The sequence below is a fragment of the Maribellus maritimus genome (assembly GCF_022267315.1).
GTDB lineage: Bacteria > Bacteroidota > Bacteroidia > Bacteroidales > Prolixibacteraceae > Draconibacterium > Draconibacterium maritimum.
Genome location: NZ_JAIKLE010000008.1, coordinates 1 through 13,271, shown reverse-complemented (window position 1 = coordinate 13,271; position 13,271 = coordinate 1). Strand labels below are relative to the sequence as shown.

The 13,271-nt window shown below is 36.2% G+C and carries 7 protein-coding genes; 1 reads left to right on the top strand and 6 read right to left on the bottom strand.

Annotated features, from left to right (window positions below; genetic code table 11):
• Positions 1-585: 585 nt before the first annotated feature.
• The gene (locus tag K5G00_RS08980; RefSeq protein WP_238765806.1) at positions 586-900 is read left to right on the top strand and encodes a hypothetical protein; all 315 of its coding nucleotides are present in this window, start codon (positions 586-588) and stop codon (positions 898-900) included.
• A gap of 69 nt (positions 901-969) precedes the next feature.
• Here K5G00_RS08980 and K5G00_RS08975 read toward each other — a convergent pair whose 3' ends face one another.
• The 6 genes from K5G00_RS08975 to K5G00_RS08950 all read right to left on the bottom strand — a co-directional run.
• On the bottom strand, positions 970-3,174 hold the full coding sequence (locus K5G00_RS08975) for a T9SS type A sorting domain-containing protein (protein ID WP_238765805.1): 2,205 nt from the start codon (positions 3,172-3,174) through the stop codon (positions 970-972).
• Position 3,175: 1 nt separating this feature from the next.
• Entirely contained in the window at positions 3,176-5,746 is a 2,571-nt protein-coding gene (locus K5G00_RS08970; RefSeq protein ID WP_238765804.1) for a cadherin-like domain-containing protein, read from the bottom strand.
• Between the two features lie 132 nt (positions 5,747-5,878).
• Positions 5,879-7,759 (bottom strand): helix-turn-helix domain-containing protein, encoded by a 1,881-nt coding sequence (locus K5G00_RS08965; protein ID WP_238765803.1) that lies wholly within the window; start codon positions 7,757-7,759, stop codon positions 5,879-5,881.
• A 203-nt stretch (positions 7,760-7,962) separates the two neighbouring features.
• Complete coding sequence (locus K5G00_RS08960; RefSeq protein ID WP_238765802.1) at positions 7,963-8,739, bottom strand: DUF1349 domain-containing protein; 777 nt, start codon at positions 8,737-8,739, stop codon at positions 7,963-7,965.
• 108 nt (positions 8,740-8,847) lie between these two features.
• Positions 8,848-9,786 carry a porin family protein gene (locus K5G00_RS08955; RefSeq protein ID WP_238765801.1) on the bottom strand — a complete coding sequence of 313 codons (939 nt, stop codon included), beginning with the start codon at positions 9,784-9,786 and terminating at the stop codon, positions 8,848-8,850.
• A gap of 78 nt (positions 9,787-9,864) precedes the next feature.
• Positions 9,865-13,271: T9SS type A sorting domain-containing protein (locus K5G00_RS08950; protein ID WP_238765800.1), on the bottom strand; the 3,407-nt coding region annotated here is incomplete at its 5' end.

The window sequence follows — 13,271 nt, the reverse complement described above, 5'->3', positions numbered from 1 at the left end:
GGCTTTTTTTTTAAAACACAGTGGCTTTATTTATATTTTTTGAAAATATCTCCCATTAATTTTTTATTTAGAAACACTGTCCTGTTTGTGGAAAATTTTTCTCAAATTGAGAATATGTTTAAAAAAATAGATGTTTTATTTTGAATGGTAAGTTGTTGTAAAACAGTAGTATTTTGACGTTGTAAATGATTGGCTCCTGTTGATTATTGTTAAATATACTTCTTTTTCTTTTGTGAGAAAACTTAATTATTTGTAAATTTTCGGCATTGGAATTTTAGAATCTGTTATCGTCACATTTATGTGGGTGACTAAGGGGATACCTCTACTCTCATCAATCCTATTTTTTCCTTTTTTATGCAAGCTAACCCAATCAGTTTTTAACAGCGAATTTTTATTTGGTGTGGACCGATACAAACCGCAGTTTTGTTTAATTACAAATATTTTGGATGCAATATAGCTTCTTCTATAGTAGAAAGAAGAGTTAACTCAGAGATTCTAACGGAATTCGCAACGATATAAATATATCAAAATACTTCGTACTTAGTATTATCAGTTTATAAATGTTAATTTAAAAACGTAAAAATTATGAAAGAGAAAAATGAAGGTTTAGTAGAAAATGAAGGCGAACTTTTGGAGGGAAAAAAGATTTCTCGAAAGGAAGCCATCAAAAAAACAGGATTAATTGCCGCGTCTGCAACAACAATGATGATTTTAATGAATAGTCAAAAAGCGCAGGCTTGTTCCCCTTCTGCCAAAAGAGGGCGGACCAGTAACAATTATCAGCAACAGTATTACCACCAAAATCAACAACGGTCAAAGGGACCATGGAAATCTGACCAAAAGAATAATAATAGTCATAGCCACTCTGGAAGTTCATGGAGATCTGGCAATGATCGATAATTGGATAGTACTTAATGCCAACAAAAGGCCCGGAACCAAAGAGATGGTTCCGGGCCTTTTTGTTAAAAGTTAGTTTTTTATAAATTTTAATACCGAACTGTTTTTCGAAGTTGTTAGTTTGTATATATATGTTCCATTGACAATCATTGGGTTGTTGGGCGATACGATATGTTTTCCTGCACTGAGTTTTTTATCAATTAAAGTACAAATTTTTCGCCCCTGAATATCAAAAACGGAGAGATTAACCCTTCCACTTGTTGGGATTTGAAAGGATAGGTGAAATTCATCTGTTAAAATTAAGCTGAGATTGTTTGAAGATGAATTTTTGGCTAAATCTGTCTTTGTTGCAATTCCGGCCAGCGATTTTAAATAGTTAATATATCCGGTATCGATTTCCTCATAAGTAGTGCCAAAAACTGAATAATCCATTCCCTGATTAAAGAATTTTTTAATATTTTCATATCCTCCATAGTTTTGGTATAGAAACTCAAAAAACAAGTCTCCTAAATAATAAATATCAAGTTCAAGGTTCGGATTTGTACTAATATGTTCCAGATCGAGTTCAACATTGTATTTTTTTGCATATTTATCGAATGTCCATTCAATCATCCAAAAACGCTCGCGGTGTATATCTGCCTCCAGAGCATGTCTTGCACTAAAATCAGCACTTCCTTCAGCCCAAAAACCACCGGGGATTTCCCACATAAAATGATTGTAATAAACATGAAAAAACTCATGAGAACTGGTATTGGCGTAATACTTATCATATGTTTCCTGATCGAAATTATAATTAGGAGAAAGCTGAATGACTAAATCTCCTCCGCAACCTACGCCACCGTTAAAATAGTCGTCGTAATTCAGTATATCCATTCCAATTGGTTCTGTTGGTACAATGACTACTTTGAAACGATGTTTGGGTTTAAAATTGTAATTGGTAATATAAAATGAATATGCATCTTCAAAATAAGATACAAGCTCGGAAAAATGACTGGAATCCGATGTTGCACCGTAAAAATCGAAATCGGGTGTAGTGAGCTGTAACTTTATTCTTTGATTCTCTGGTTCGGTATAAAAATATTTTAGGTATATGGAAAGTTGATTATGAAGCCAGGATGAATGCACCGGACCAATACCCAGATAACTCCCCCCTGAAAGTAAGGGCCCCTCAACACAGCTGACAATAAAATCCTTTTTGAGAGTATTACTTATACCAGAAGTATCTGTTGCGAAATCAAAGTTTGTTGCTGGGTTTTCGTCGATGTATTTTGTAATCGAGTCCCTTCGTGGACGAAAGCCTGTTTCGTACAACCCAAATCCTTCTAAAAAATAAGAGGGCAGGTCTGACCAATTATCTCTTAGAAGTTTTTTTGATACGGCTAATTGCGAAAATTCATTTACAGCCAGACCTGCAAGAGTACTGTAATAATCTAACTGACTTGAATTTGTTAACGGCGATAAAAAGAGCTCAAGATTTTCGGGGTTATGAAAACCGCTTTTCCAACCGGGAGTTTCTTCTTCTGCTAAATAAATATCATTTTTTGCTGAATAATATACCTTGATTTTGTCAGATTCTTTAAAAATGTCCTCAATACCAGGCCTGTTCCAAAGAGAACTTAGCTTATCATATTGTTCTTCAAGATTGTCCTGAATCGTTAAATAGAAATCTTCCTCACCTGAAATATTTGTGTAAAACTCAAAATGTTCTGCTTCACCCACCAAAATGAAAGGTGCCGGAGGAATGTAACTGCCAATGCTAAAATTATCGACATAAAATGCTGCCGCCTTATCTTCAGTTGTCTGATATCGGAAGGCAAACCAGAATTTGTTTCCGGGCGTCTCAATTTCCAGCGCCGGAATATCATAATAATCAAGCACATCGGTCCCCCATGGAATACCCTGAATTTCATTCCATTCAGTTGTTTCCACATCACCGGTAAAATTATAGGTATAATAAAGTTGAGGGCTTAAATAATCGCCCCAACGCATATATTTGAATTTAATTTTTACGTGTGAACTTGCATCAGTATTTATTTCAGATGTCACAAACCAAGCATCATTAACGTCGTATGGTTTTATTAAATTTAAGGTAAAACTTGCACTGTTCGTGCCTTCGAAACCTTCTTCGTTATTCCAGTACCACTGTGTATTAGAAATTGTATTTTGTAAGGTCCAGCCGTCAATATCATTTTCAAAATTGTCAGAAAAAGGAAGTTCCTGCGCATTTATTACATTTATAAGCAGAAATGCGATTAGTACAGGTAAATATTTTCTCATTTTAGTTTTTATTAATGCCAATAATTACTTTTTCAGTTAATATACCTGCCTTCGTTTGCAGTTTACAGAAATATACGCCACAGGCCGGTAGCGAATTTGAAACGGAAACCAAGTGTATTCCTGAATTAAGGTTTTTGTTGAGTAAAGTGGCTATTTTTCTTCCCTGTAAATCAAAAATTGACAAGTTTACTTTTCCACTGGTTTTAGTTTGGAAAGAAATGACGGATTCGCTCGTCAATGGATTTGGGTAAATACTGAACTTGTTTTGTGTATCTGATTGAAATTCATTTATTGCAGTTGGTGTTGATAATGTAATATTGAACCGCTTATTGTCGACAAACCATGTTTCATCTGTTAAGGTGAAGATGAAACAATCCGACGTGGCAAAAGTACTGTCGTTTGTATATTTGATAACGCCGGATTTAATATCCTTCTCGGTAAATTTTGAAATAGCAAAACCTGGATTTTCAATATTTTCAAGATGCCCGTAGGTTGGTTTTGTTGTGATTTTGAAATATAATTTATCATCAGAAACTTCCTGATCTGTTGCATCCAGATTTGATGAGTATATTACAGAAGAACCTCCGCGATCGAGACTTATTCCGTTATTTACCGTTAACGATGGTTCATTGTAATCTCTTAAGGAATGCAGATATTTGAGGTACTCAATATATCCTTCTTCCAGGTTGCCATAGGAATTATTAAAAACGGAAAAGTCCATTCCGTTAGCAAAAAATTCCTTGATTTTCGGATAACCTTCTTCCTTTTTTAGGTACCTGAAAAATTCAAAACCAAAAAAGTAACAGTCAATTCCATATTCAAGTCCCGTTTTCCCTACGTCCGGATTTGTAATAATTTCTTCTAACGTAGGTGTTCGCTTGTAATTATTCTGGTAATAATTAAATACATATTCAATTTTCCACAGATCATCCAGATGTTCGCCACCTGCAACATTATATCCGGAAAAATTTGCCATCCCTTCGTGATAAAACCCTGAAGGCATGGCAGAATACATTAATTCGTTAAAGACATGCCCGAATTCATGCCCTAGAAGCCAATCGTAGCCATCGTCAAATCCGCCCCAAAAGTGATGCGGAGAAATATTTATTCCCCCTGAGCCACCGTTAAAATCATCATAGCCCGTTAAATCCATTCCGGTTTTTTCGTCATAAACAACAACTAATGGAAACTTCACATTGATGTCCATTTCAAAGGAATCAATATAAAAAGTTCGTGTCCTTTCAAGCCAGATTTTCATACTGTCGATAAACATTGTATCCCGCGAAGAACAATAAATATCGAAATTTTCACTTTCATCGTACTTTTTTATTTGAACATCTTCGTTGTCAGTAGTATAAAAGTATATGAGGAAATTTTTCCATGTATCTGACAGCGGGCCGTAGTACCACATGTTACAATTGCGGTAGCCTCCACATAAAAGAATCTGATATTCGATATACGCTACAGATATATCTTTTTCCGATGTATTTGTAAGGCTGTTAAAAGCTGAAAGTTTATTGCCATTTAACGGTTCCGGATGTTTTTCTTTAAATGCGATTATTGAATCACGGTTAGGACGATACCCTTGTTCATAAAGTCCAAATCCTTCAGCAAAATAATCCGGTAAACTATTCCCAGAACCATCGCGATCCAGTCGCAACTGAATAGCATAACCAGCGTAAGAATGAATTGCTAATCCCTTAAGCCCGTCATAATACCGATTGTTATCGGCAGAAAAAGTCTGCATGATCGAATTGTCGAGATAAATACTTTTTGATTCATAGTCAAAAAACCCCATTTTCCAGTCTGGTGTATCTTCATTGATGAGTTTAATATTCTCCCGGTCAAATAGATAAATTTTGGTTTTTGTATTCTCCGCGATAAAATCATTTAGCCCGGGAATATTCCAGTAACTGGCATATTTTTCATATTGTTCTTCAAGCTCATCTTTTATCACAATCCAGTAATCAGTATTTTCCGGGGTGTCGCTGTAGAATTCAAAATGGTTGGTTTCGCCGGCTTTTTCAACAACAACCGGTTCAAAAGCTTTAATCCTGAAATTGTCAATCAAAATATAGTTTGAATTTTCAGTAGCAGACTGATATCGGATCGCAAATATTAAAGAATTTCCAGGGGTTTCGATTTCTATTCTGGCATCGCTCCATGACCATTCATTTTTCCAGAAATGATTGTCAAGTTCTGTCCAGTCAGTTGCCGAAACGTCGCCGTTAAAAGAAGTTGAATAGTAAAATTCTGGTTTGATCCCTTCTCCATGAAATAAAAATTTGAATTCGATGGCAATATTTGAAACGCCTTCCGTGTTGAAAGCTTTTGAAACCAACCAGTCGTCATTCGCTTGTGGCGGATCAGTCATGATATAAAAGCGGGCACATTTTCCGCCATCAATCCCATCGTCGCCACTTAAATGCCATTGCTCGTCGCCGGTTAAAGAATAAGATATCCAATTTTCATAATTGTTACTAAAATCATCAAAAAAGGGAAGATTAATTTTCTGAGCTGACGATGAGTTTATCAGCATAAGTGACAGTAACAGCGCTAAAAAGGTTTTCATAGAGATAGTTTTTGGTTAAGAATAAAAGAAATAGTTTTTGGCTAAGAATAAAATAAGTACAATCGTATTTTTTCAACAAAATTTGCTTGTACTGTTTTATAAAACAGGACAGCATAAACTGTTTTTTTTACTTCAATCAGATTTGTCCTTATTTGAATTTGAATCAGAAAGAAGCCGCACATTTTCTATGTATTGAGTGGGAGTTAATCCGGTAATTTGTTTAAACGATTGATAAAATGTTGACCTTGATTTGTATCCTACTTCTTCAGCAATCCCTTCAATGCTGTAATTTGTGTATTCTGAAGAGCCAAGTAACCTCCGCGCTTCATCTATCCTGTATTTATTAACTATGGTTTTAAAAGGTTCTTCAAAATGATTGTTAATAATTGAAGATAAATAGGAAGTATTTGTATTTAATATTTTAGCCAGATTTATGATTGAAATGTCTGCCTGTTTATAAATTTTTTCTTTTTCAAATAGTTCCTTTATACGCTTGTAGATTTCATCTTCGTTTTTTATTCCATTTCCGTTTTTTTGATGGTTAACTTTTTCCTCTGTTTTAGAAATTCGTGAGTGGAGTTTATCAAGTTCCAGATTTTTTCGAATCAGTTCTTTGTATGAATCCCGCAATTGCCTGTATTTTTTTCTCATATAAACAATAAATGATAATGTGAGAATGAGCAGAGCAGTAACGGCGCTGATAAATATTTTTTGTCTGGTATTTTTTTCCTTAGTAAGTTCATTCTGAAGGCTTAGGTTGTTTATCTTTTCTTCCTGAAGTTCATAATCGAAACTGGCCCGAATACTGTTTAACTGTTCTTTGTTTGATTCCCTGTTTGCCTTTACATATTGTTCATGAGCAAGGCTTAAGTATTTTAAGCCTCTGTTTTTATCACTTAACATATCAGCAACAACATACAAATTGTAGTAAAACCCCGGCGATGCATTTTTTTTTTCGGGAAGCGATTGCCTGTTTTCAAAGGCCTTGTCGAGATAAAAAACAGAAGAGTCACGCTTGCCTGTTTTGGCAAAATACCAAGCTTTTCCCCGATATGCGTTACTCAGGTAGGAATAAAAATTTTGTTTGACAGATTCACGCATAAAAAAATCTGCAATTTTTCCGACTGCTTCAATACTATCTGCAATCGTATAACTCAATTGCAGATGTGCACAGGTGTATAAATCGGACTGAGAACCTCTTTCTTTTTCAAACGAGCGCGAGAGCTGGTAATATTTAATTGCTTCCTGCTGATTTTCATTTCTGTAAAATGAAAGCCCGGTATTAAAATAAACTTCTGCAATCAGCGACGAATCACCTAAAGAAAGTGCATTCCGGAGTGCTTCCTCAAGATAAAACTGATACGATTTGTCGGTTGAAATAAAATGGGAGTTTGTATACATTGTAAGAAGGGCTCTGATTTTTCCCTTTTTGTAATTTTGTAATCCGGATAGGTGTAGCGCTTTTTTACAATACTCGATTGAGTGGTCGTATTGATGCAAGTGCCAGTATAAATCTGCAATTTGAAGCATTATATCTGTAAGTTCAGTCGAATCAGATATTAAGATTCCGGAGTTTTCAATTTTTTTTAAAAAATGAATTTTTGTAAAATAATCGAACCCCCGGGTTGATAGTAATACCCCTATTTTTAATATACTAAGCTTGATGTTTGGATGATTGGTTTTGGATAATACTGTAAAAGCTTCGTTGACGCATTTATAGGCTACAGAATCGTTATTGGTAGCTTCCGCAGCCATCGCTTTTTCAACCCAAAAAAACGATCTTAAAAAAATATTTTTAGTGTTCAGAATAGATTCACTATTGTCTTCCAGCCATTGATAATATTCTTTTTCGGGGGCAGTTTCCCAATCTCCAGACATGATTGAATCGAGATAAGTTTGATACGTTTTGGCAGACATATTTTCCACTCCCAGAAACTTCTGTCCAAAGATTATCTGCATATCCGGTAGGAATAACAGAGAAATTGCAAACCCGAGCATTAAAACTTTTGACATGGTTGTTGATATAAGCAATATTCAAACAGCAAGCACAAAGCTTGTCGAAATTGAATGCTTTTAGTTTTACTTATTTTACAAAATTAAAAATAATTTGGTATAATAAATATCAGATTATCAACAAAATGAATGAATTACCAGCATGAGGAACTTAACAAAAATAAGAGGATAGAAATGAATTTTGGAAAATATGGTTTATGTAGCTAATAGGTTTTAATTTGAAGTTCAGAAAATTCGGCCCTGGTATACCCTTGCGGATTATGCGACGTAACCGCTAATCCAATAAGCAGTTTTCGGGGCATTTTCTGTTCGTATGAAGAATATTGATACCAGTTCTCTGCATTGCTGCTGATAAATGCGGAAAACGTATTTTTCTCCCGTTTGAGCTTTATCCATGTATCGGGAAAATTTACGTCGAACGCTTCTCCCTCGGTTTGCTGGTTGGGATATATTGCTTTTGATTCACGTCCTCTTTTTTTCCGATACTGAAACTCGCATCCCCCGTTGTTATTATTTCTTTCCTGGTTATCGGGAAAAACAAGAAAAAATACGTGTTTTGCATTGTCACTCAAATCGTTTCGTGCCATTATTCCCGCTTTAGTGTACAAATCGCTGGGGGAGAGATTATGAAATCTGACGCTTACTTCAAAATCCCCTTTTATTTGTTTAAAAACAAAATATCCTTCGTCTTCTGTCCCCCAAATATCTTTTCCACTGGCAATAATTTCTACAATTGAATCTTCAACCGTTATTGTCCCTTTCAGTGCATCTTTTCCAATGGTATATGTTTTAAATTCTGAAAGAATATTGTCTGATTCATTGTCTTTCACCTCTTGTTGAATGTTTTGGGTAACCGTTTTTGAAGAGCTTATTGCTATTTTTTCAAAAAGAATTGACTTACCCGGTTTTTCTTTTCCCTTTAAAACTAGTGAATGAAAAGAAAGAGACAAAATCAAAAAGATATATAATACTTTATTCATTCTTACTATTCCCTTAATGCTATTTAATTTAGTAATGTGCAATGTATAAAATAGATTTTAAATTTTTTGTAAATCAATTAAAAATGAAACTATTGCATTTAAAATTTATTATTTCAAACGATGACTTATGTATAATCCAAATTCAAGACCCAAATGAAAAGTGCGGCTTCCTTTTACAACAGCCAAACTGTTGTCTATGTATGGCGATCGGTATTCATGCACCTGGTTGTTTATAACGTTCGAATTTGTATTTTCAGTTTTGTTATTTCCAATATCAGCAACCCCAAAATTGGTAACTACTCCTCCTTTAAAGATGACAACAGTTGAAAGGGGAACAAAAATTCCTGCTCCGGCTACTATTGATATATTACTGTTTTTTAAAGCAGCATTTGTTGCCAGGTTTTTGTTGTTATAAAATCCCAGCTCAGGAACATTTTCCAGGGTTACTTCCCACTGTTCGTATCTTCCTTTTGTTGAATAAGTGCCGGATGAAGTGTAGCTTTCGTTTAAAAGAAAGGAGTATTTCAAACCAAGGTCAGCATAAAATCCTATTCTTTCAATGTTCGGATTTCCAAATTCAAAAATTAACGGAACAGATAAATACATTGGATTTGTTGTTTTTTCAACATTTGTCAGGGTAAGTGTTTCGGTATAGGTATCATTGTCTATGTCGCTTAAAGTTTGCGTGGGAAGATCGCCATTAGCGTTTAATGTATTATTATAACTTGATATACCAATACCGGTTTTTATTTTGAACCAAGGTCCAAGCGATTGGAAATATCCAACGTTAAATGTATACCCCAGTCCTTTTTTTGAATCCCATATTTCAGAAGATAAATTGTTGTTTTTTATATTGGTTAAGCCCGGGGAAGCCTCAAAATAAAATCCCCATGCAGGATAAATAAATCTGTTATCCAAGCTTAAATCTCCCGGCGACAGATTGGAGGAAATTTCAATTGGTTTTTCTTTTTCTTTTTTCTCTGGCGTTATGGGAAATGCAACAAAATAAGCAAACAACAGCCAAATTAAAGTTATTGTTTTTTTCATATAAATATTTTTTCAGAACATGTAATCATTTAATTTCTACTATATATGTTTTCGATATTTCCACAATGGGTAAATCAATTAATGAGAAACAATGAGCTTTTTGGTATAAAAATTACCTTGTTCTCCATACAAAACGACGGAATATATTCCAGGACTAAGTTTTTGTGTATTAATTGTTTCAATTGGGTTGTTTACGATAAATTCAGATACACAAATTCCGTTGCCTGAGAAAATTTTACCTTTTATTTTGGGTTCGTTTATTATCATTGACACATCGAGCGATATATGCAATTTTTCGTTTGCCGGGTTTGGATAAATGGTAAAAGCCGGAGCGTTTATATGTTTAAAATCATTTGTTCCGGTAAGTATTGCGCTGCTCAAAATATCAGCATAGGAGTAACTGTATTTTGCTTTACATCCATTTGATATCTCAACTTCTACTGAAAATATATTTTCATTTTTTCGTTCAGAATCAGGAACATAATAATACTGCCCTGTCGCTCCGTCTATCTGTGTATTATTGAGATACCACTGGTATCTGGCTACATTTTCAGGAAATATGAGTACAGCAACATTATTTTCCGGTTTCCCAATAATGGCAGAGTCCAAAATAAATGATTCGGCTGATTGTAAGACGGTTAAAGTAACGGGCGTTCTGTTTAAACTTTTACATCCGGTGTTTATATTCTCAGATTCTGCATAATAGGTTACCGATCCGAATGAATTTAACACAGGCGATTGTACTATCTGGCCCCCTGTTTCTGCATCGTACCACACTAAAATTGTATTTTCATCAACAACACTGGCTTCTGCAGTTACTTCGGTGTTTTCTTCCATACAAACCAAAACATCACCGTGGCTAATCGGAGGAATAGGAATTTCCATTGGATTGGCCGAAACTGTAGTAGTTTCGCCAATACATTGACCGACCTGCTGGTATATCGTATATTCTCCGGGTTCATTTACTATAATACTATCTTCCCGGGTGCTGTCTGCAACATTATTGTATTGCCAGGTAAACCACGTCTCGGATGGTAAATTATTCATTTTTATTATCGATTCTCCGCAATTGTCGTATACTTCAATCTCTGGTTCACCTTTAGTAATTTTGGGCTCAGCAACAGCTGATGCTGCATCGCTTGTACATCCGTTCAATTTTTGTGTAACAGAATATGTACCGGGGGAGGAAACAGTCAGGACAGGGGTTGTATTTCCGGTACTCCAAAGTAATGTAGCCGATTCGTCATAGTTGGAAACTGTTAATATAGAATTATTGCAGTCGTTTTCTACAGTTATGGTTGGAGGATTAGGTGCATTTGGCTCAGACAGCGTAACATTAATACCTTCAGCCGAGATGCATTCATTTATACTAATTTTAAGATTGTTGTAGGTTCCTACGGTGGTTTCAACCGTCGTTTTATTACCTGAAATCGTGACGTCGGGGAAGCTGCCATTGTCATATAAAATATTGTATATTCCATCCGGAACGCCGGTGAAAGTAAAAGCAATACTTCCTTTTCCTCCACAATTTTCCGGAGAAATAGCTTCGGCTACAATCGTCGGAGCGGTTTTGGGCGCAGCCGTTTTGGTTACAGAATTACTTTCACAGCCATCTAAAACCTGAGTAAGTGAATAATTTCCCGGTTCGGTGACGCTTATCAATTCACTTGTTTCTCCTGTACTCCATAATAATGTTGTGTTATTAGCAAAGTCTGTCACAGACAATGTTGAAGTCCCGTCACAGTTATCTGTTATGGTAAAGTTCGGAGTTTCGGGAATCGGTTTAGGTAACGCGGTAACTGAACGAGCATCACTTGTGCATCCGGCAAGTGTCTGAACAACCGAATAGGTTCCGGCATTTTCTACTGTGATCGTTTGTGTAGTATCGCCTGTGCTCCAAAGTAATGAGGCGTTTGGATTGAAAGTGGTAACAGTCAGCAGTGATTCACCGCATCTGTCGTCTATAACTACACCTGGAGTTTCTGGCGCATTGGGTTCTGAAAGAATAGCACTAATTCCCAGAGCAGATATACAATCGTCAACCGTGATGGTCAGGTTACTGTACGAGCCCGCAGAAGTTTCAACCGAAGCAGTATCGTCAGATATTTCTACATTTTCAAAAATGCCTTCATCATACGAGATGGTATAAATTCCATCGGGCACATCGGTGAAAAGAAAATCAATGCTTCCAAAACTTCCGCATTCCTCCGGATTATTTTCAAATGCCGTAATAGTGGGCGCTGTTTTTGGCGCTGCACTGTGGAATGCAGTATCACTTGCACATCCGTCAATCAATTGGATTAGCGAATAATTTTTTGCTTCATTTACTGTTATGATGTTTGTTGTTTCATTTGTACTCCATTTCAAATCAGCAGATTCATCAAAGTCGATTGCTTCCAGAATTGAAGTCCCGTCGCAGTTATTGGTAACTAAAAAATCAGGTTTGGCAGGTATTGTTTTTGGAACGGCCATCGCAGTAGCCGCGTCACTAATACAACCATTTAATTCTTGCGTTAAAGAATATGTTTTTGATTCGTTGACAGTAATACTTTCTGTTGTTTCTCCTGTACTCCATTCCAATGTTGCGCCTTCTTCATAATTTATTGCAGTCAACAAAGACTCTCCGCATTCATCTGTAATATCAATTTCTGGTGCATTCGGAGCATTGGGATCATTTAATGTTGCGTTTACACCGTTAGCAGAAGTACACCCATCGATTGTAATTCTTAAATTATTGTATGTTCCTGCAGAAGTAACTACGCTGGCCTCGTTATTCAGAACAAGAACTGGTGAAAAACTTCCTGCATCATAATTGATTGTATAGGATATTCCGTTTGGTACATTTATAAATGTAAAATCAAGTGAACCCGGTAACAGACAAAACAATGGGTCGTTTTCTACTACTGATATGATAGGTATAGCTTTGGGAGCAGCCGTGGCATTAGCAGGGTCGCTGGTGCAATCACCCACAGTTTGAGTAACTGAATAATCTCCGGCTTCTGTTACCATAATACTTTCGGTGGTTTCTCCCGTACTCCATGCAAGAGAACCAGTATAATTTGAAGCAGTTAAAACTGTTTGGCCGCATTCATTTGAAACATTGATGGTTGGTGCATTTGGTACTAACTGTTCTTCTATAACCGCCTGTGTTGCTGTGGAAACACATTCATCTGCATTTTTTACGATAACATCATAAGTCCCGGGAACCACCCCGCTGAATGTTGCCGAGGATTGGAAGTCTGTACCGTTGATACTGTAAGTGAACCCTGCTCCTGTTGGTGAGGATATCATAATAGTTCCGGTTGGCACATCACAGGTAGGCTGTGTAAGGTTTAGGTTTGGAGCAGAAGGTGCATCCGGGGGGCCTTCAACCGTAAACTGAGCCGAAATTTCCGAAGTACATCCGCCGGTACTTGTTGCGGAAACGGTGTACGGCTGTCCGGATGAAAAGCCTGTAATTTCCCCGCCGGTACTGACAGTTGGCC